The sequence below is a fragment of the Microbulbifer maximicatervae (SeqCode) genome, assembly GCF_052467615.1.
Genome location: NZ_CP174319.1, coordinates 3,114,293 through 3,134,547 on the forward strand (window position 1 = coordinate 3,114,293; position 20,255 = coordinate 3,134,547).

General features: G+C 53.8%; 19 protein-coding genes. 3 read left to right on the forward strand and 16 right to left on the reverse strand.

Translation table 11 applies throughout. The features are described 5' to 3' along the window. Positions 1–644 precede the first annotated feature (644 nt). The 10 genes from ACJJIM_RS13745 to ACJJIM_RS13790 form a co-directional block, all read right to left on the reverse strand. Positions 645–1,514, reverse strand: a complete 870-nt coding sequence (locus tag ACJJIM_RS13745; RefSeq protein WP_444911242.1) for a hypothetical protein — start codon at positions 1,512–1,514, stop codon at positions 645–647. 172 nt (positions 1,515–1,686) lie between these two features. Then, a complete protein-coding gene (lysS, locus tag ACJJIM_RS13750; protein ID WP_108733981.1) occupies positions 1,687–3,171 on the reverse strand; it encodes a lysine--tRNA ligase in 1,485 nt (494 codons plus the stop codon). Positions 3,172–3,243: 72 nt separating this feature from the next. Then, positions 3,244–4,339 (reverse strand): peptide chain release factor 2 gene (gene prfB, locus ACJJIM_RS13755; RefSeq protein ID WP_444893198.1). Its coding sequence is split into 2 segments (ribosomal slippage): positions 3,244–4,266 and positions 4,268–4,339, totalling 1,095 coding nucleotides; the frame shifts between segments, so codons are not numbered across the junction. A 103-nt stretch (positions 4,340–4,442) separates the two neighbouring features. Then, positions 4,443–4,835 (reverse strand): MerR family transcriptional regulator, encoded by a 393-nt coding sequence (locus tag ACJJIM_RS13760; protein WP_444893197.1) that lies wholly within the window; start codon positions 4,833–4,835, stop codon positions 4,443–4,445. A 24-nt stretch (positions 4,836–4,859) separates the two neighbouring features. Then, positions 4,860–5,318, reverse strand: a complete 459-nt coding sequence (locus ACJJIM_RS13765) for a hypothetical protein (RefSeq protein ID WP_444911243.1) — start codon at positions 5,316–5,318, stop codon at positions 4,860–4,862. Positions 5,319–5,351: 33 nt separating this feature from the next. Beyond that, positions 5,352–5,978: a LysE family translocator gene (locus ACJJIM_RS13770; RefSeq protein ID WP_444907658.1), complete on the reverse strand. Its 627-nt coding sequence runs from the start codon at positions 5,976–5,978 to the stop codon at positions 5,352–5,354. Between the two features lie 8 nt (positions 5,979–5,986). Continuing rightward, complete coding sequence (locus ACJJIM_RS13775; protein WP_444893194.1) at positions 5,987–6,898, reverse strand: DMT family transporter; 912 nt, start codon at positions 6,896–6,898, stop codon at positions 5,987–5,989. Positions 6,899–6,976: 78 nt separating this feature from the next. After that, positions 6,977–8,704 (reverse strand): single-stranded-DNA-specific exonuclease RecJ, encoded by a 1,728-nt coding sequence (gene recJ, locus ACJJIM_RS13780; protein ID WP_444911244.1) that lies wholly within the window; start codon positions 8,702–8,704, stop codon positions 6,977–6,979. Between the two features lie 60 nt (positions 8,705–8,764). Beyond that, positions 8,765–10,165, reverse strand: a complete 1,401-nt coding sequence (thrC, locus tag ACJJIM_RS13785; RefSeq protein WP_444911245.1) for a threonine synthase — start codon at positions 10,163–10,165, stop codon at positions 8,765–8,767. An 86-nt stretch (positions 10,166–10,251) separates the two neighbouring features. Continuing rightward, entirely contained in the window at positions 10,252–11,574 is a 1,323-nt protein-coding gene (locus ACJJIM_RS13790) for a homoserine dehydrogenase (protein WP_444898218.1), read from the reverse strand. Between the two features lie 404 nt (positions 11,575–11,978). Here ACJJIM_RS13790 and ACJJIM_RS13795 point away from each other — a divergent pair, with 404 nt between their 5' ends. The 3 genes from ACJJIM_RS13795 to aspA all read left to right on the forward strand — a co-directional run bounded on the left by ACJJIM_RS13795 (position 11,979) and on the right by aspA (position 15,486). Continuing rightward, positions 11,979–12,992 carry an asparaginase gene (locus ACJJIM_RS13795; protein ID WP_444911246.1) on the forward strand — a complete coding sequence of 338 codons (1,014 nt, stop codon included), beginning with the start codon at positions 11,979–11,981 and terminating at the stop codon, positions 12,990–12,992. 105 nt (positions 12,993–13,097) lie between these two features. Next, positions 13,098–13,913: a helix-turn-helix domain-containing protein gene (locus ACJJIM_RS13800; protein ID WP_444911247.1), complete on the forward strand. Its 816-nt coding sequence runs from the start codon at positions 13,098–13,100 to the stop codon at positions 13,911–13,913. A gap of 106 nt (positions 13,914–14,019) precedes the next feature. Continuing rightward, positions 14,020–15,486: an aspartate ammonia-lyase gene (gene aspA, locus ACJJIM_RS13805; protein WP_444911248.1), complete on the forward strand. Its 1,467-nt coding sequence runs from the start codon at positions 14,020–14,022 to the stop codon at positions 15,484–15,486. A gap of 52 nt (positions 15,487–15,538) precedes the next feature. On the opposite strand, the gene ACJJIM_RS13810 is transcribed toward aspA, so the two are convergent. The 6 genes from ACJJIM_RS13810 to ffh form a co-directional block, all read right to left on the reverse strand. Beyond that, positions 15,539–16,288: a DsbC family protein gene (locus tag ACJJIM_RS13810; RefSeq protein ID WP_282933659.1), complete on the reverse strand. Its 750-nt coding sequence runs from the start codon at positions 16,286–16,288 to the stop codon at positions 15,539–15,541. A gap of 319 nt (positions 16,289–16,607) precedes the next feature. Continuing rightward, positions 16,608–16,964 (reverse strand): 50S ribosomal protein L19, encoded by a 357-nt coding sequence (gene rplS / locus ACJJIM_RS13815; RefSeq protein ID WP_282934563.1) that lies wholly within the window; start codon positions 16,962–16,964, stop codon positions 16,608–16,610. Positions 16,965–17,037: 73 nt separating this feature from the next. Continuing rightward, positions 17,038–17,802: a tRNA (guanosine(37)-N1)-methyltransferase TrmD gene (gene trmD / locus ACJJIM_RS13820; protein ID WP_444911249.1), complete on the reverse strand. Its 765-nt coding sequence runs from the start codon at positions 17,800–17,802 to the stop codon at positions 17,038–17,040. A 12-nt stretch (positions 17,803–17,814) separates the two neighbouring features. Continuing rightward, entirely contained in the window at positions 17,815–18,354 is a 540-nt protein-coding gene (rimM, locus tag ACJJIM_RS13825) for a ribosome maturation factor RimM (RefSeq protein WP_108735295.1), read from the reverse strand. A 22-nt stretch (positions 18,355–18,376) separates the two neighbouring features. Continuing rightward, positions 18,377–18,616 (reverse strand): 30S ribosomal protein S16, encoded by a 240-nt coding sequence (gene rpsP / locus ACJJIM_RS13830; protein ID WP_108733998.1) that lies wholly within the window; start codon positions 18,614–18,616, stop codon positions 18,377–18,379. A gap of 155 nt (positions 18,617–18,771) precedes the next feature. Continuing rightward, positions 18,772–20,184 carry a signal recognition particle protein gene (gene ffh / locus ACJJIM_RS13835; protein WP_444911250.1) on the reverse strand — a complete coding sequence of 471 codons (1,413 nt, stop codon included), beginning with the start codon at positions 20,182–20,184 and terminating at the stop codon, positions 18,772–18,774. Between the last annotated feature and the right edge of the window lie 71 nt (positions 20,185–20,255).

The window sequence follows — 20,255 nt, forward strand, 5'->3', positions numbered from 1 at the left end:
CCTAACTTTAAAGCAGTAGAAAAGCCATTCCGCCCCATAGGATCGATAACAGCCACTAGCTGTATAATTCATGGAATATTGCCCAGGTCGTAAGCGCTATACCGCACAAAAGAGCTACTATTGTTAAAAACAGGAATGTAAAAACTCCAAATTTAAATGAACAGATTATGCTACTGAGCATAAGAGAAGCTCGACTTCTAGATTCTTCCGACAACTCTCCACGCCTAGCTTGGTTACTCCAACAGGTCATATACATTGGATAAATCAGCCCTACGACCATACCTATAATTGTCAAAGAGTAATATTTCTCTAAAAATATTGGCCAACCCACCTAATCATCCATTCATGCAGCATTTATATAGTAGTCACCCTAACCACTATTATCTTGACTACTATTTCAAATGTAAATCAACTGCTCACATTTACCTTTCACTATCATTTCAATTAGATGTACATAAATGAGACCATCGAACCAAATAAAAAAGTATGATCAATATAACCACTATCAAATGTTGCAGATAGATAACCAACTCTTTGATTTTAAGATTATTACTCTAAAAATCTTAGCCTCTTCATAAATAACGGTCACTAAGAAGATCATTGAGCGACCCCACACGCTTTAATCAAAAATAGAACTCGCTCAACTACCACCGCCAAGTCGCCGCTATATACGGCCCATGTTGAGTAATATCATAAGCAAAACGCCCATCAGAGAGTCGATCGGAATAATCAATACTGTAATACTGATACCCAAAACGCAGCGAGGTTGTCTTCCAGGCGCGCCAGTCGAATCCGGCTAGTAGATTCCACTGTAAGTCATCACCCCCAGCGCCAAAGCCTCCCAATTCCGTGCGTACAGCAATGGTTAGGCATTCAGTAATTCCGATTGCACCTCGCGCAGATAGTGTAGGTTCCCACCAACTCTGTTTGCCTCCGAGGCGATTCCTGAACTCGGGTCTGGGGCCTATATTAATTCCCGCTCGTGCTTTCACTTCCTGCTTTAATCGGTTCCAGCGCAAACCCGCTCCCACATCAACGAAGTACTTTCGCCCACTATTAGCCAGGTTCCCTTCCAAAATCCGGTAACCGGCTAGGGCATTTATCCAGCCCTGGCGAGCATCCACTTCCACATCAATATCTACATCGATATCCAGCTGTGGGTTTCGCGGCGGGGTGATGGTTGCTCCCTTGTCCAGTCTGAGGTGCACATAGTAGAGATCCGCCACTACCCCAAAGCGCCCTTTCCAGGCTTCCAGACGTACAGAAAATGCAGCGTTGAGGAGCTCCAGGGTTTTGCTTAAATCCAGATCAATATCGACACTGGTGTCAGCGACAGTAGAAGTCCCTTTAGTGCGAAGCGGGAGAAAAAGATAGGGAGTGGCAAGGAAGCGCCAGTCATCGGGCTCTTTGGAAGTTAGTCTGACAGCTGGTGCAGGTTCCGAACTTTGCGCAGCGGCGGCACAGGAGATAAAGCTACAGAGCGCCAGCGCCAATAATTGCTTTGCGCTTTTCACTTTCCCCTGTCCCTGTTTCATAGCAGCAACCGCTCCAAATCATTCGAGGCTCGATAGAGCACCAATGAATAAGGATAGATAGAGCTGAGGGAAGTTTCAGAGTGAGGAAATATGCGGCATAGGGGGAGGAAATACTGCCGGGCAGGTAAAACTACCCGGCAGTGAGAAGCGATTAGTCGTTCGCTTCAGGGCGCATATGCGGGAACAGCAGTACGTCGCGAATCGACGGAGAGTTGGTAAACAGCATTACCAGACGGTCGATACCGATGCCCTCACCAGCCGTGGGCGGCAGGCCGTATTCCAGCGCGCGGATATAGTCGGCGTCGTAGTGCATGGCTTCGTCGTCACCGGCATCTTTCTCCGCAACCTGGGCTTTGAAGCGCTCGGCCTGATCTTCCGCGTCGTTCAACTCGGAGAAACCATTGGCTATCTCGCGGCCGCCTACGAAGAATTCAAAGCGGTCGGTGACAAACGGATTGTCATCGTTACGGCGAGCCAACGGAGACACTTCGGTTGGGTACTCAGTGATAAAGGTCGGCTGGTCGAGACGGTGCTCTACAGTCTTCTCGAAGATCTCGATCTGTACCTTACCCAGGCCCCAGCTGTCTTTCAGCGGGATTTCCAGCTTCTCAGCTACCGCGCGGGCGGATTCGATATTGTCGATATCGGCCGCCGTGAGTTCCGGGTTGTAGTGCAGGATGGAGTCGAACACAGACAAACGCGCGAACGGCTTGGAGAAGTCGTAGCTGCTGTCCTGGTATTCCACAGTGGTAGAGCCCAGTACATCTTCACAGATACCGCGCAGCATCTTCTCGGTGAGATCCATCAGGTCGTTGTAGTCCGCGTACGCCTGGTAAAACTCAAGCATGGTGAATTCGGGATTGTGGCGCGTGGACAGACCTTCGTTGCGGAAGTTGCGGTTGATCTCGTAAACCCGCTCAAAACCACCCACGACCAGACGCTTCAGGTACAGCTCCGGGGCAATACGCAGGTACATATCGATATCCAGCGCATTGTGGTGGGTAACGAACGGACGCGCGCTGGCACCGCCGGGAATAACTTGCAGCATGGGCGTTTCCACTTCCATAAACTGCTGGGCGTTGAGGAAATCGCGGATGTACTCGATCACTTTGGAGCGCACGCGAAACACTTCGCGGGCTTCCGGCGTGGCGATCAGGTCCACGTAGCGCTGGCGATAACGCATTTCCTGATCGGCGATGCCGTGGAATTTTTCCGGCAGCGGGCGCAGTGCTTTGGTCAGCAGGCTGTACTCTTCACAGTTGACGTAGAGGTCGCCCTTGCCGGATTTGTGCAGTGTGCCTTTTACGCCGACGATATCGCCGATATCCCAGGCACCGAAGCGCTCTTTAATATCTTTCTGTGCCGCTTTATCGGCGTAGAGCTGGATGCGGTCAGACACATCCTGGATCACCATAAAGGGTCCGCGTTTAGCCAGGATTCGCCCTGCTACGCACGCCCGTTTACCCAGTTCTTCCAGCTCCTCTTTCTGTTTATCGCCGAACTCAGCTTGCAGGTCGGCAGCGAGGTTCTCGCGGCGAAAACTGTTGGGGAAAGCATTGCCCTTCTCGCGCAGAGCGGAAAGCTTGGTGCGGCGCTCGGCGATCAGTTTGTTTTCGTCTTGCTGGATATCAGTCATGGTGATCTATCAGTTTTGTGATTGATATTGCCCCTCATCGACGAGGGGCGCGGTGAGAGTGGAGACTTTAAATCAGAGGCCGGCTTTTAGGCTGGCTTCGATAAATTGGTCCAGGTCTCCGTCCAGTACTGCCTGGCAGTTGCTGGTCTGGACATTGGTGCGCAGGTCCTTGATACGCTGGTCGTCCAACACGTAAGAGCGGATCTGGCTGCCCCAACCGATGTCGGCCTTGCTGTCTTCCATGGCCTGCTTCTCTGCGTTGCGCTTGAGCATTTCCTGCTCGTACATTTTTGCGCGCAGCATTTTCCAGGCTTTGTCGCGGTTCTGGTGCTGGGAGCGCTCGCTCTGGCACTGTACGACGATACCGGATTCTGTGTGGGTCAAACGCACCGCAGAATCGGTTTTGTTCACGTGCTGACCACCGGCGCCGGAGGCGCGGTAGGTGTCTTCACGCACCTGGGATTTGTCGATTTCAATCTCGATATTGTCATCGATCTCCGGTGACACAAATACCGAGCTGAAAGAAGTGTGACGGCGGTTGCCGGAATCAAATGGCGATTTGCGCACCAGGCGGTGTACGCCGGTTTCCGTGCGCAGCCAGCCGAAGGCGTGGTCGCCGGCGAAATGCACAGTGGCACTCTTGATACCGGCAACTTCCCCTGCGGAGACCTCTTCCAGGGTGGTCTTAAAGCCGTGGGCTTCACCCCAGCGCAGGTACATGCGCAGGATCATTTCCGCCCAATCCTGGGCCTCGGTACCACCGGAGCCGGCCTGGATATCCAGGTAGGCATTGTTCTCGTCGTTCTCGCCGGAGAACATACGGCGGAATTCCAGAATCCCCAGCTGCTGCTGGAGACCTTCGATCTCAGTGGAGACCTCCCCTACGGAGTCCTCATCATTTTCCTCGACTGCCATTTCCAGCAGCTCGCGGCAATCGGCGATGCCGGAGTCGAGGTTTTCGATGGTATTAACCACCGTTTCCAGGGAAGAGCGCTCGCGCCCCAGTTCCTGTGCGCGGTTGGGGTCGTCCCAAACACTCGGCTCAGCCAGCTCCAGCTCTACTTCGGTAAGGCGTTCTTTCTTGCTGGCGTAGTCAAAGATACCCCCTAAGAACGTCGGTGCGCTCTTCGAGGTCTTTTAATTGATTGATGAGGGGATTGATTTCCATGAACTTTCGGTGTCCGGACAAAATAAAAAGCGGCGCGCATTCTACCGCAGCGCGCGGGGGTCCTTCCAGTCAGATAGAGGCTGATATGGCGGCAAATCCTCTACTAGGCGGTCTGTCCCGAGAGCTTTTCCAGAATTGCGCAGTCTGGGGACTCATTGCCGGCGCAGCTATCGGCAAAGGCCCGCAAGGTTGCGCGCATCCCCAGCAGAGTCTGCAACTGCTCTTCGAGCTGCCCGAGCTTGTGATTGACCAGGTCTTTGGTCTCGCGGCTGTGGCGCTCCGGGTTATCCCGCAACCCCAGTAGCGCCCGGACCTCCTCAGTGGTAAAGCCACAGGCCCGCGCGCGGCGCACGAAGCAGAGGGTTTCGACATCGGCAGTGGAGTAATCCCGATAGCCATTAGCAGAGCGGCCGGGCACCACCAGGCCAATATTTTCGTAGTGCCGCAGGGCTTTTGCACTGAGGCCCGAATTCTCTGCGGCCTGGGAAATGTTCACGATTACCCCACTTAAGGTTTCAATTCAGGCACTGTTGTCCCGACAGGCAGCAAACTGATACTGCACTTTCTCGGCGGGGCTATATCCCAGCTCAATTGAGGCATCCAGGGCATCCATACCGATCAGGTGCATCAGGATATCTCCTGTGGGTGCGCCACATACGGCGGGGAACATCCTGTCGGTGCGGACTCCACAGCGGGACTCCTGCACCTTCACCCCATTGTCACTCAACTTGGCCTGACTCTGCTGAAGGGTCATGCCACCCCCTTCGCACTGCTTGCTGCCACTACCGCGGTAAATCCACACCATATCCCCTGGCCTCATAGTCGCTGCGGGAGGTGTGGGTGCGACTTCGGGTTCCGCCGCGCCGGGTGTGTTCTCAACCTCGTTCTCCATCGCTTTCTCCTCCCTCGACTGGCCGCAAGCCGCCACCGAGATAATCAGGGCCCATACCCATAAGAATGACAACCGTTTTTTCAGCACAGAACATCCTCCATAAAGCGATAAATAGCCGTGTCAGGATAACGCCAACCAGGCTCCCACCGATAGCATCAAAGTACCAGAAATCCGATTAACCAAACGCACATTTTCAGACCGCTCCAACAATCGACTCAGGGCCTGGCCGCCACTGGCATAAATCAGCAGGCACAACGCCTCCAAAAGCAGCAATATCGCCAGCAAGACTGAGAGCTGCGGTACCAGGGGTTTGGTATCGTTAATAAATGGCGGTAATAACGCAATAAAAAACGCCCAGCCCTTGGGGTTAGCCACAGCTGTAACAAAACCCTGTAGTGCCAGCGCTCTTCGCGACGGTCGGCTAGCGTCGACCGTATCACCCTGATCCATAAGAGCCAGCTGCCCTCGGGAGCGCCACATCTGCACGCCTATCCAGGCCAAATAGGCGGCCCCGCAGTATTTGAATAGCTGAAATAAAGTCGGATACTGAACCATCAATACCGCAGCACCAAGTGCAGAGGTAATCGCCACCGACGCAACACCGATCAACTCTCCCACCATCATCCACAGAGTCTGGCGCACGCCCAGGGTAATTCCCAGGCTGAGCGATAGCATCATGCAGAGCCCCGGTGTGACCGAGGCAAAGAAGCTTGCGGGAACAAAGAGTGCCAGTGTCGATAATTCCATTGATATTCCTAGTGGTGAGTACCGCTGTGGTTGCCGTAATGACTGACCAGCATCCCCGCCAGCATCAAACCACAACCAATTAACTCCGTGGTATTGAGCATTTCATTGAGGAATAGCCAGCCCGCCGCCAGGGCAAAAACTGCCTCCAGGCTCATAATTACGGTAGCGTGAGAAGGCGCGGCGTAGCGTTGGGCCAAGAGCTGGAAAGTAAACGCCAGTGCCGTGGAGAAAATCATCATATAGGCGATAGGCCAAGCCGCATCGATCGCCGATTGCAGTGTCGCCTCTTCGGTAAATAGCGAGGCTACGGCGGACAAAAGGCCACACACCAGGAACTGGATACAGGCCAGCCTCAGGGCATCGTAGCGTTTTACCAATCGATCTGCCGTCAATACCTGAATGGCAAAAACAAAGGCGCTGGCAAATACCATTAAGTCGCCCACCAGCTGGGATTCTTCACTGAAGTCCGCCAACCAATAGAGACCGAACAAAGCGAGACCAATTCCCATCCAGGTCCAGCGATTGGTTTTATGCCCCAGGGACAAACCGATCACCGGCACCAGCAGTAAATAAAAACCGGTAATAAATCCAGCGCGGCCGGCAGTGGTATACAGCAGGCTCACCTGTTGCAGTGCCGCGCCTAGAAACAGCCAAAAACCCAACAGTGCGCCACCGGGCAGGCAGGCGCGCCAGGTGTGATTCACCGATTGCCCTTCGGCTTCACCGGGCTGGGCATCGCGACGGGAGGACAACCAGTAAACGATAGGGATCAGGATTAAACCGCCGAGAATAAAACGCCATGCGTTAAATGCCAGCGGCTCAATATCCGCCATGGCAATCTTTTGCGGCACAAAGGCAACGCCCCAGAAAAGAGCGGCTAATAACAGTAGGACTTCGGCCTGAACTTGTTTACGTTTCACTACTTTTTACTTCCAAACAACTTGGGAGCCACTGCGAAAAACTTCCTGATTTCCCAGCGGCCAGAAATAAAGTAAACCCTATACCGCTTCTAACAGGCTCACCATTAATTGCAGGGATTCCCGCCCGCGAAATTCATTAACATCGAGCTTAAAAGCCAGGCGCACTCTTTCCGTGGGCTGCGGCCACTGCTCGGTGTCCACATTAAAAGCAATAGCATCCAGCGCTAATTGCGGTGCCTGGGGCGGCGCCACCACCATTTTTAAATGGCGCTCGCCGACAATGCGCTGTTGGAGCAACAGGAATTCACCGTCGAATACCGGCTCTGGAAACGCCTGTCCCCAGGGCGCGCAAGCGCGCAACATGGCTGCCGTGTGCAAAGTGTAATCCCCAGATTCCAACTCACCGTCAGAGTCGATAACCGCGTGCAGCTGGTTTTCATTCAGGCGGTTGCGCACCACCTGCTCAAAAGCCTTGCGGAAAGCCTCCAGGTTTTCCTGGGGTAAGCTCAGCCCCGCCGCCATAGCGTGGCCACCGAACTTGCTGATCAGGTCCGGATGAGCGGCAGCTACGTCACTCAGGGCATCGCGAATATGCAGCCCTGGAATCGAACGCGCAGAGCCCTTCACCAGGCCGTTATCACCCTCAGCAAATGCGATCACCGGGCGATGGAATTTCTCTTTGATGCGGCTGGCCAAAATACCCACCACACCTTGATGCCAGTTGGCATCGTACAGACACAAACTCCAGGGAATTTCGCCCTCCAGGCGCAACTCATCCAGGGCCGCCATTGCTTCCCTCTGCATCCCCTGCTCGATCGCTTTGCGATCCCGGTTCAGGGCGTCCAGCTCGCCGGCCAGCTCCCGCGCTTCACTGGGATCGCGGGTGAGCAGGCAGCGGATACCGGTGCCGATATCGTCGAGACGGCCAGCCGCATTAATACGCGGCCCCAAAATAAAACCAATATCTGTGGTGGAGAGCCTGCGCTGGTCGCGCCCGGCAACCTCCATCAGGGCGGCAATACCGGGCCGGCAGCGGCCGGCGCGGATACGGGCGATACCCTGGTGAACCAGAATCCGGTTGTTGTGATCCAGCGGGACCAGGTCGGCCACAGTACCCAAGGCGACCAAATCCAGGTATTCGGCCATATTGGGCGGGGCGATACCGCTCTGCTCAAACCACCCACTCTGCTGTAGGGCCGTGCGCAAACGGCTGAGCAGATAAAAGATCACCCCCACCCCAGCGAGGTTCTTGCTGGGAAAGTCACAGTCCGGCTGGTTCGGGTTTACGATGGCATCCGCCTGCGGCAGCTCACTGCCGGGCAGGTGGTGATCCGTCACAATCACTTTCATACCAGCAGCTTTTGCCGCTGCCACGCCCTCGATACTGCTAATACCGTTATCTACGGTGATCAGCAGATCGGGCTGATAATCTTTGGCTACCTCGACAATTTCTGGAGTCAGCCCGTAGCCGAAGTCAAAGCGATTCGGCACCAGGTACTCCACTCCCGGCGCGCCCATTGCACCCAGGGCCAACACCCCCAAGGTGCTACTTGTGGCTCCATCCGCATCGAAATCCCCCACGATAAGGATTTTCTTTTGCCCGTGGATAGCATCCACCAGCAAGGAAACGGCAGCCTCCAGCCCTCGCATACTCTGCGGGCTCTGTAATTGAGAGAGGCCGTGATCCAGCGCTTCTTCGCTGACAATCCCCCGCCCCAACAGGACACGCTGCAATATTTTTGGTGTTTCAGAAGCAAAACGGCCAGTAGACAAATCCACTGGCCGTCGCTGAATTTTTGTACTCAATGTATTTCTCAGCAAACTAATAGCTAATCGGTTGCCGCTTATTGCACGACAGTGTGCCGATTAACTGCCTTCTGACAGCATCGTCGCCATATAGTCGTGTACTTGGGACAAGTTATTGGGCAATACCTTGAAGCGCTCCTCCCGCTGCCAGAGATCCTGCATATGACTCGGCAGGGGAATCTCTTTTTCTGGCAGGGCCTGGGCCACGGCATCGGGGAATTTTGCCGGGTGTGCGGTAGATAAGCAAACCATGGGCTGTTCGGTAGAGTGGCGTACCTGTCGTGCGGCTTCAACCCCGATAGCTGTATGCGGATCGAGCAGATATTCGCAGGAGCTGAAGGTCTCACCAATCACTTCAACCGTGCGCTTGTCATCCACCCGACTGGAGGAGAAAACTTCTCTCGCTTTGCCCAGGGCCGATTCACTCAAATGCATGGGTTGGCTGCGATCCGCCAGCAATTCAGCAACCGTCGCGCCATCGCGACCGTAGAGATCAAACAGCAATCGCTCAAAGTTGCTCGACACCATAATATCCATACTGGGAGACAAGCTGTGCACCAGAGGTTTGGGAGTGTGGTCATTGCCGCTGATGCAACGATGCAGAATATCGTTGGCATTGGTCGCAATTACCAATTGGTCGATAGGCAATCCCATCTGCCTCGCCAAGTAACCGGCAAAAATATCGCCAAAATTACCGGTGGGCACGGAGAAATTAACGGTTTTATCCGGCGCCCCCAGGCGCAGGGCAGCATAAAAGTAATAGACGATCTGCGCCATAATCCGCGCCCAGTTAATGGAATTAACCGCTACCAGGCGGCGTCCATCGGGCAGGAATGATTGATCGGCAAAACTCGCTTTCACCATATTCTGGCAATCGTCGAAATTACCTTCGAGAGCGATATTAAATACGTTGTCCGACTGCACTGTGGTCATCTGGCGTCGCTGGACTTCAGACACACGGTTATGGGGGTGCAGAATAAAAATATCGATATTGTCGCAGTGGCGGCAACCTTCGATCGCGGCCGAACCGGTATCCCCAGAAGTTGCCCCCATAACCACCACTCTCTCACCACGCTTTTTCAGCAGGTGATCAAAGAGTTGACCGAGGAACTGCAAGGCAAAATCTTTGAATGCCAGGGTGGGCCCGTGAAACAACTCGAGCACCCACTCATTGGTGTCCGTCTGCACCAGCGGGGCAATAGCCTTGTGGCGGAAGTGCTTGTAGGAGCGTCCGATAATACCGCTCAGCTCTTCATCACTGAGATCATCCCCCACAAACGGCTGGATAATGCGAAAGGCCAGCTGCTCGTAATCAAGCCCCGCCATAGAGGCAATTTCCTCGCGAGAAAACTTCGGCAAATTCTCGGGAACATAGAGGCCTCCATCGCTGGCAAGGCCTGTTAGTACGGTATCGGCGAAGGAGAGAGACGGCGCGCTGCCGCGTGTGCTGACAAATTTCACAGTATTTCTTGGCTCTTATCGCTGGCTGGGGAGTTTATTGATTGGGGCACCGAGCCCGGGGTTATGTCACTCGGCGCCCGCGGGGTTTATCCGAGGCTCTCGACACGAATCCTGACGACTTCACCTTCGACCGTTTCCAAAGCCTCTATTTGTGCAACCGCTTGGCGGAGGCTGGCTTCATCGGCTCGACTGGTCAAAATCACCACCGGGACAAGTGCTTCACCTTCAACCGGTTCGTGCTGGATCAGGGCCTCGATGCTGATGCCCTGATCACTGCAAATGGTGGCCACCTGAGACATAACACCGGGCTTGTCGTGGGCGGCGATACGCAGGTAATAACTGGTAATAACATCTTCTTCCGGCAGAACCTGGGTTCCCCCTTGGTTCGCAAGGGCGACACCCGCTGCCGGCACTCTGTGCTCCGGCTTGGCCTCAAGAGTGCGGGCCACATCAACAAGATCGGCGATCACTGCCGATGCCGTGGCTTCATCGCCCGCACCAGCGCCGTAATACAGGGTTGGTCCCACAGCATCGCCGCTGACCAGCACCGCATTCATAACGCCGTTTACGTTGGCGATCAGGCGGCGCTGGGGGATTAAAGTCGGGTGCACCCGCAACTCCACGCCCTTGTCAGTGCGACGCGCAATCCCCAGATGCTTGATACGGTATCCCAGCTCATCGGCGTAGCGAATATCTTCACTACAGATCCGGCTGATGCCTTCGGTGTACACCTTGTCAAAAGCGAGCGGCATAGCAAATGCCAGGGAAGCCATAATCACCAGCTTGTGAGCAGCATCGATACCTTCCACATCAAAAGTGGGGTCCGCTTCCGCATATCCTAAAGCTTGGGCTTGGGCCAGAGCTTCATCGAAACTGCGCCCTTTTTCCCGCATCTCAGTGAGAATGTAATTGCCGGTGCCATTAATAATTCCGGCGAGCCACTGCACCTGGTTGCCCACCAATCCTTCGCGCAAGGATTTAATAATAGGAATACCGCCAGCTACCGCCGCCTCATAGGCAATGGTGACATTGTGCTTTGCGGCCAGCTCAAATAGCTCGTTGCCGTGTTCGGCAATCAACGCCTTGTTAGCGGTGACAACATGCTTGCCATTTTCAATCGCTGTGCGCACCAGCTCCTTGGCTACCGTAGTACCACCGATAAGCTCCACCAAAATATCCACGTTGGGATTATTGGCGACATCGAAAATTTCCCGGGTAACGTTTATCTGGCTGGTATCACAGTGTGCGTTATCGCGGCGCGCACCTATTTGCTCAATGACCAGGGCGCGACCACAGCGGGCTGCAATTTCCCGCCCATTGCGCGCCAATACATTCACCGTTCCACTGCCGACAGTACCCAGGCCACAGATACCGATCCGCACGGCACGGGGTGCCTTTTTTACAACCACCTGAGCCTCCGCCTCCGCAGTCTCTTCCACTGTTGCGCTCACAATGTTCCTCCGCGCAACTATAGGGGCAGCGAACCAGACCGGGATCTACCCCCGATTACATAGAAAGTGCCACCACAGGAAGCCGCGCAATAAATGCAAATAAAATTGACAAAAGATCATCAACCTTACCGAGCGGAACGTAAAAAAGTCAATATAATTGCGCCATAAAGGCACCGCTTCCGGCTAGAGTAGAGTCGAAACTTCTGTCACCCAAAATCACCTCTTGAAACCAACAGCGTCCTCAGTAGATGCTATATAAGCATCTACTAGCATCAGGTAACAGCAACCTGCGAAATTGCATCCACCGCGCCTTTGCACAAAATAGGGGCGTACTGAATCCGGACTCAGATAGTGGTCGAGTAATGAAGAAAACCCTAATCCTTTATACAGGCGGAACCCTGGGAATGCGCCGAAGCGAATCGGGCTATGTGCCTGACGCCGACCTGGAAGGCGCACTGGGCCGCCTCTTACAAGATGTTATCGGCCAGCTTCCACAATACGATTTCCAGGCACTCGACCCACTGCTGGATAGCGCCAATATGCGACCAAAGGACTGGTATCACATTGCCAGCCTGATACGCGACAACTATAGCCAGTACTCAGGCTTTTTGGTGTTGCACGGCACCGACACCATGGCCTACACCGCCTCAGCACTGTCCTTTGCCCTGCAAGGCATAGAAAAGCCCGTGGTCGTCACCGGTTCCCAGATTCCCTTGCGGGAGATGCGTAGCGACGCCTATAACAACTTAATTGCGGCGCTATTATTAAGCGGGTCCGACGATATCAGGGAGGTCTGCCTCTACTTCAACGGCAAACTTCTACGCGGCAACCGTGCAGTAAAGGTCAGCTCTGGCTCACTGGATGCTTTTAGCAGCCCTAATTATCCCTGCCTCGGGGAAGTGGGTATCCAGGTCAATATCGACCACAACGCCCTGCTGGTGCCCACCGGTGAACCGCAGTTTCAGATTCCCACCAATGCCAATGGCGGAGTGATTTTACTGAAACTATTTCCCGGTATATCTCCCTCACTGATTGAGAAAATTTTAGAGAGCCGCCCCAAGGGCCTGATTATTGAAACATACGGCACCGGCAATGCGCCGACTGACGACAGTGCGTTTACTGAGCAGCTTGAGAAGGCTTCAAAGCTCGGCACTATTTGTGTAGCAGTGTCCCAGTGTTTGGAGCACCAGGTGGATCTGGGTAAATACGCTGCGGGCTCCGCACTGCTTGATGCCGGTGTTATAAGTGGTCTGGATATGACCAGCGAAGCCTGTTTTGTAAAACTCAACCACCTGTTGGCAATGGGCTATTCCGATATGGAAATTAAAACCCTATTACAGCGCCCGTTGTGCGGTGAGTGCAATCACCCCAACTGATAAAAACTGAAACTATTGGCGAAGCCATATGGCTTCGCCTTTAAAAAAGGACCGAGTGATTAACAGGGATTGAAGGGATAACCTCTATCCAGAAGCAAAATACCGATGAGCAACGATTTTTCGCAAAACCTCCGCCTTCTGTGCAGCTTCTACCCATCCATAGCCGAGGTGTGCCGGCGAATTGGGGTGAACCGTGCCCAGTTCAATAAATATCTCAACGGTAACACTCAACCCTCCCAGTATACCCTGGGAAAGATATGTCATTTTTTTGGCGTAGAGCCCCATGAAATCGTGATGCCCCACGAGCAATTCAGCCAAATTGTTCGCGTGCGCAACGCGCCCGTCTACGACAGCCTCCCCGCCAGGCCCTACAATCGCGATATTGATATTCTGATGCGGGAGTCCCAGGGGCGGGCCGATAAATATTTAGGCTTCTATTTCGAGTACCACTACTCCATGACCTTCTCCGACCATATTATTCGCAGCCTGCTGCATATTGAGTCGGATGGTGATGGGTATTATTTTCAGCGCTTCGAACGAATGCGCTACCCGGACAGGGATGAGTGGTATAAATCCCGCTATAAAGGCATGCTGCTCTTTCTTGCCGATCGTATTTTTCTGGTTGGCTATGAATCACTGACTCACAATGAAATCGCACAAACTATTTTATACCCTACTTATAAAAGCCGAGTCAGCTATCTATCCGGATTAAAGCTGGGAGCATCCGCCAGTGACAGGCGTGAGCCCGTCTGCACAAAAGTAGTTCTCGAATCTCTCGGTCACAACATCAGCATAAAAAATGCACTGAAATTATGTGGTGTTTTTGGTCCTGAGTCCGAAGAGATAAACAAAAACATCCGCGAGAATATTCGCGCAACCTCTACAGAGGGGCCGCAGAGTTTCTTTGCGACACCACTCTAAAAATACTTCCCAATTAATTACTAAATTACCCCAACACGAGGCTTGCGGGAGGTGGAGATATTACCCCACCCCACACAGGCCCATACGATGAAGAGAAGAGAAACTGATGACCAACGATTTCCACACACTCAAACCAATGCCGGTTTTTAGTGCAGGTGCAGAAACCCGCTTGGAGAAAGACTTATTGGGTGAGCGCGAAGTACCGGCCGATGTCTATTTTGGCATTCAAACTTTGCGCGCTTTGGAAAATTTCCAGATTACCGGAATTACCCTGAATCACTTCCCCAACCTGGTAAAAGCACTGGCGATGGTAAAAAAAGCTGCAGCCAGCGCCAATGGACAGCTCGGCTACCTGGAGCCCAAACTGCAAGATGCCATTGCCACTGCCTGTGACGAGATTATCGATGGCAAACTGCACGATCAATTTTTGGTAGATATGATTCAGGGCGGCGCCGGCACTTCTACCAATATGAATGCCAATGAGGTGATTGCCAACCGCGCACTGGAATTACTCGGTCACAACAAAGCCGAGTACAAAAAAGTACACCCCAACAACCATGTAAACCTGTCGCAATCTACCAATGATGTTTATCCAACCTCAATAAACCTGGCCATTCTGCTCAGCTACAGCGACCTGGTTCAGTCCATGGAGAGCTTGTGCGTTGAGTTCGACAAGAAGGCCAAAGAGTTTGCCTCAGTAATTAAAATGGGGCGCACCCAACTCCAAGATGCGGTACCTATGACCCTGGGCCAGGAGTTTGCCGCCTTCGCCGCCACTGTGCGCGAAGATGCCGACAGAGTTAAGGAGCTGGTCGCCCTATTCAAAGAGATCAATATGGGTGGTACCGCGATCGGCACCGGCATTAATACCGACCCGGAATATCGCCAGCTGGTTGTTAACGCGCTGTCAGAAATTTCCGGCATCGATTTTATCTGCGCAGAAAACCTGGTGGAAGCCACCTCCGACATGGGCGCCTTCGTGATGTTCTCCGGCGTCATGAAACGCATCGCCGTTAAGATCTCGAAAATTTGCAGCGATTTACGCCTGATTTCCAGCGGCCCTCGCGCTGGCCTCAATGAAATTAACCTGCCGCCGATGCAACCCGGCTCATCCATTATGCCCGGCAAGGTCAACCCGGTTATTCCCGAAGTGGTTAACCAGGTTGCCTACCAGGTGATCGGCAACGACCTCACGATTACCCTGGCTGCTGAATCCGGCCAGCTGCAGCTCAATGTAATGGAGCCAGTAATCGCCTTTAACCTGCTACAGTCCATGCGCCTGATGACCCAAGCCATGACCACGCTTGCGGATCGTTGTGTGAGCGGCATCACTGCCAACGAAGAGCACTGCCTGCAACTGGTTGAGAACAGCATCGGCCTGATTACTGCGGTAAACCCGTTTATTGGCTATGAAAATGCCACCCGCATCGCCAAGCAGGCACTAATTACCGGTGCCAGTGTGAAGCAGTTAATCCTTGATGAGGGGTTACTGAGTGAGGAGGAACTGAACGATATCCTCGCGCCGGAGAATATGACCCAGCCGAGAAAAGTAGAAATTAAAAACCCTGCTTAAAAACAAAAACCGGCGGCCTCTCGGCTGCCGGTTTTTTAGCTATCAGCCGGGCTTAAATTCCCAGCTCTTTAAGCAGGCGATCCGGTGGTAAGTAACCGGGAACAACCCGACCATCTTCCATCACGATAGTCGGCGTACCGCGCACATCGATAGCCTCGTTGCCCAGCTTGTATTGAGCTGCCACCGGGTTTGTCTTACAGACATCCAAAGGCACATTTTCACGGTTCTTAAGTGCAGTCAGCGTCTTGTTGCTGTCTTCCGCACACCATGCAGTTGCCAGCTTGCGATACCCCAGGGAATTCAGACCACCGCGTGGGAATGCCAGGTAGCGCACTTCGATACCGCGCTTGTTCAGCTCGGGCACATCCTGGTGCAGCTTGCGGCAGTAACCGCAGTCCACATCGGTAAATACATAAACGCTTGCCTTGGTTTCACCTTTTGGGGAGAAGACAATCATATCTTCTGTATCAAGGGCGCCCATAACCGCAGCGCGGCGCGTCGCTCTACGCTGCTCGGAAAGGTTGGCAACACCGCCAGCCTTCACCTGATAGAGATCGCCGTAAACAAAGTGATTACCATCAGCAGAGACGAACAGGGTCGTGTTGCCATCATCGACATCCACTTCGTAAAGCCCCTCAATTGGACTCTCCCGCACCTCTCCATAGGTTGCTTTGGGATTACTCGCCTCAAGGCGTGTCTTGATGGTTTTTACAACGTTGGTATCGACTTCTGCCAACGCTGCAGAGCCCACCAGACTGAGTAGCGCGCCAGCGATTGCCAGCGGCTTCTTGATAAGCGTCATTACCAATTGCTCCTTAAATTCTCATTGGGCTTCGACTTAATCATCGGCCTTCAGTTCCAGCCAGTATGGCAGCTCTTTGCCGCTGCGAACCTAATTGGCACGTTTTAACATATCCAGTCACCTTGGACTACGCAAAACACCGCAAGACGTGAGCGCTTTAGCGAAATTGACTGTATCCCCGCGCCAGGGCAAGCCCGTGTCCATTTATGTCAGTTAAGGCAAGCAGACCCAATGAGGGGCACCAAATATGCTGCTCGTAACCCACATACAAAAAAGGCCGAAGCGTACGCTTCGGCCTTTTTCTGCGATCAAGGAGAGCTTAGTTGAGCTTCTCTTTGATACGTGCAGCTTTACCAGTCAGGCTGCGGAGGTAGTACAGCTTGGCCTGACGCACGTCACCGCGACGCTTAACCTTGAGGCTGTCAACCATCGGGCTGTGAGTCTGGAAAGTACGCTCAACGCCAACACCGTGGGAAATTTTACGCACGGTGAAGGAGGAGTTCAGACCACGGTTGCGCTTACCGATAACCACGCCTTCGAACGCCTGCAGACGCTCACGGTTGCCCTCTTTTACTTTTACCTGAACGATTACAGTGTCGCCCGGTGCGAAGGGAGGTACTTCGCTCTTCAGCTGTTCCTGCTCCAGCTGCTGGATAATTTTGTTAGTCATTTGGATCGCTCCCAAATACAGATTGTGTAGCTTCTCAGCTAGTTCACCGAACTACTCGCGCCTCCCGGCGAATTCGGCCTCAATTTTCTTCGAGCTTCTGTTCCCGCTGGATCTCATCCAGCAACAACTTCTGCTCATCGCTCAACTCCAACCCTTGCAATAAGTCCGGGCGTCGCTGTTGCGTGCGCGCCAATGCCTGCTTCAGGCGCCAGCGGCGTATTCTTTCATGGTTGCCGGAAAGCAAAACTTCCGGTACCGCTACTCCCCGATATTGCTCCGGTCGGGTGTAGTGTGGGCAGTCCAGCAGGCCAGAGGAGAAAGAGTCCTCAACCGCCGATTGGTTGTGTCCAAGTGCGCCGGGAATCAAGCGGGTAATAGCATCCACCATCACCATAGCAGCCAGTTCGCCACCGCTGAGGACATAGTCACCAATGGACCACTCCTCGTCGATCAAAGATTCGACGATACGCTCATCCACACCTTCGTAGCGCCCCGCCAACAACACCAGGTTGCCAGCTGCAGACAGCTGCTCCACTCCACCCTGATCGAGCTGTCGACCCTGGGGAGACATGTAGATACTGCGTACAGATTCACCGTCTTCACCAGCCCAAGCTCGAGCAGCCTCGAGAGCCTGGTAAAGGGGCTCAGCTAACATCACCATTCCCGGTCCGCCGCCGTAAGGGCGATCGTCCACAGTCCGGTGCCTGTCACTGGTAAAGTCCCGAGGATTCCAGCAGCGAACTTCTAAAAGGCCATCTTTCACAGCCCGTCCACTGACGCCATACTCGGTCAATGCGGCAAACATCTCCGGAAAAATGCTTACCAGAGCGATTCGTTTTGTCATCGCTCCAACGCCTTAAAAAGCCGGGTCCCAGTCGACGGTTATTACACCGACTTCCAGGTCAATATTGGTAATAAACTGATCAGGTAGATAGGGAATCAAGCGCTCGCGCTTATCCGCTCCACCGCGCACCACCATTACATCGTTGGCGCCAGTTTCCATCATGCGAGCGACGGTACCAAAGTCGTGATCTTCGCCATCGAAATGGCTGACAACCTTTAACCCTTCGAGCTGGTGCCAGTAATACTCACCATGCTCAAGCTCAGGCATCAGTTCACGAGCTACAGCAATATCGCGCTGGCAAAGTCGAGCCGCCAAATCGCGGTCATCAATGCCTTTCACATGTACGATCAAGCCCTTGCCGTGACGCTTACCAGCGTCAATTTCGAGAGCTTCCCAACCTTTCGGCCCCTGCAAGCGCCAATTAGGGAACTGCAGGATGTTGTCCATCGGCTCGGTATAGGAGTGAACCTTGACCCAGCCGCGCACACCATAAACGGTAGTAACGCGCCCAACCGTGACCAACTCTTCGGAAGGTTTTCCGTTATCTGTCACAGGAGCACCACTTACGCGCAAATTAAGCAGATTCTTTCAGAAGCTTGCCGACGCGGTCAGAAACCTGTGCGCCACGACCCAGCCAGAAATCAACACGCTCGCGATCAACACGCAGACGCTCTTCCTGACCACGGGCAACCGGGTTGAAGAAACCAACACGCTCAATAAAACGACCGTCGCGAGATTTGCGGCTGTCGGTAACGGTCAGATGATAAAATGGGCGCTTTTTAGCACCACCACGGGCCAAACGAATGGTTACCATGTAACTTTCCTATAGGTTCAACACTAGGCAACCGCACTAAGCAGTCACCACAACAACTTTTTACCGGCAGCAGGGCCGGCAGAAAGGCGGCGTATTCTAATGTACCACCCCAGATTTGTATAGGGTCGCCAAGCCGCCCGGAGAACCGCGGTTCTCTACTTCTTTTTGAGGCCCGGTGGCAGGCCTCCAGGCATACCGCCCATACCGCCAGGCATACCACCGCCCATACCGGGCAGGCCGCCGAGGCCGCGCATCATTTTACCCATGCCCCCGCCTTTGAGCTTCTTCATCATCTTGCCCATCTGCTTGTGCTGCTTGAGCAGGCGATTCAAGTCCTGTAGCTGGGTGCCGGAACCGGCAACGATGCGGCGCTTGCGCGAACCGTTAAGAAGGTCAGGATTGCGGCGTTCGGCCGGCGTCATGGAGGAAATCAATGCGTCCATACGCTTAAATTCTTTGCCCATATCGGCCTGTTGTGCAGCCTGCGCTACACCGCCCATGCCGGGCATTTTCTCCAACAGGGAGCCAAAGCCACCCATATTTTGCATTTGCTGCAACTGATCGCGCAGGTCTTCCAGGTCAAAGCCTTTACCCTTCTGGACCTTCTTAACCAGCTTTTCGGCTTTCTCTTTATCAATCTTCTGCTCTGCTTCTTCAATCAGAGACAGAATGTCACCCATACCCAGGATACGGGAGGCGATACGATCCGGGTGGAAGGTTTCCAGAGCGTCGGTCTTTTCACCAACACCGATAAACTTGATTGGCTTACCGGTGACGTGACGCACGGAGAGAGCGGCACCACCACGGGCATCGCCATCGGCCTTGGTGAGAATCACACCGGTCAGCGGCAGTGCATCATTAAAGGCACTTGCGGTATTTACCGCATCCTGACCGATCATTGCATCGATCACGAACAGGGTTTCAGCTGGGGCCAACTCGCTGTGCAGCTCACGGATTTCATCCATCAGCTCGGAGTCCACATGCAGTCGACCAGCAGTATCCACAATCAGCACATCGGCAAATTGTTTGCGGGCAGCGTCCACAGCACCCCTGGCAATATCCAGCGGCTTTTGCTCGGCAGTAGAAGGATAGAATTGCGCCCCCACTTCGCCGGCCAGGGTCTCCAGCTGTTTGATTGCAGCGGGGCGGTAGACGTCCGCACTCACCACCATGACTTTTTTCTTTTCACGCTCCTGCAGGTATTTGGCCAGCTTGGCCACACTGGTGGTTTTACCAGCGCCCTGGAGGCCCGCCATCAGGATTACCGCCGGAGGTTGTACGGCGAGGTTGAGAGGCTCTGCAGCCGCACCCATCACCTTAACCAGCTCATCCTGAACAATCTTGACGAACTGCTGGCCCGGGTTGAGAGCCTTGCTAACCTTCTGTCCTACCGCAGCGGTGCGCACTTGCTGAACAAATGCCTTAACCACTGGCAGAGCGACATCCGCCTCCAACAGCGCCTTGCGCACTTCGCGCAAAGTATCGCGGATATTGTCATCCGTAAGGCGCGCTTTACCGGTAACTTTCTTTAAGGCCGCCGATAAGCGGTCACTCAGGTTATCGAACATAAATTCGTCTCGATCTCTCCGTTTACGGACTCAACCCCAGTGCGGAGGGGCGCGAAATTAGGGGGGAGCAA

What these genes read in the sequence shown, in the direction of transcription:
- lysS (WP_108733981.1), bottom strand. Translation starts at nt 3,171, where the DNA reads ATGACTGATATCCAGCAAGACGAAAACAAACTGATCGCCGAGCGCCGC.
- ACJJIM_RS13770 (WP_444907658.1), bottom strand. Translation starts at nt 5,978, where the DNA reads ATGGAATTATCGACACTGGCACTCTTTGTTCCCGCAAGCTTCTTTGCC.
- ACJJIM_RS13795 (WP_444911246.1), top strand. Translation starts at nt 11,979, where the DNA reads ATGAAGAAAACCCTAATCCTTTATACAGGCGGAACCCTGGGAATGCGC.
- ACJJIM_RS13800 (WP_444911247.1), top strand. Translation starts at nt 13,098, where the DNA reads ATGAGCAACGATTTTTCGCAAAACCTCCGCCTTCTGTGCAGCTTCTAC.
- aspA (WP_444911248.1), top strand. Translation starts at nt 14,020, where the DNA reads ATGACCAACGATTTCCACACACTCAAACCAATGCCGGTTTTTAGTGCA.
- ACJJIM_RS13810 (WP_282933659.1), bottom strand. Translation starts at nt 16,288, where the DNA reads ATGACGCTTATCAAGAAGCCGCTGGCAATCGCTGGCGCGCTACTCAGT.
- trmD (WP_444911249.1), bottom strand. Translation starts at nt 17,802, where the DNA reads ATGACAAAACGAATCGCTCTGGTAAGCATTTTTCCGGAGATGTTTGCC.
- rpsP (WP_108733998.1), bottom strand. Translation starts at nt 18,616, where the DNA reads ATGGTAACCATTCGTTTGGCCCGTGGTGGTGCTAAAAAGCGCCCATTT.
- ffh (WP_444911250.1), bottom strand. Translation starts at nt 20,184, where the DNA reads ATGTTCGATAACCTGAGTGACCGCTTATCGGCGGCCTTAAAGAAAGTT.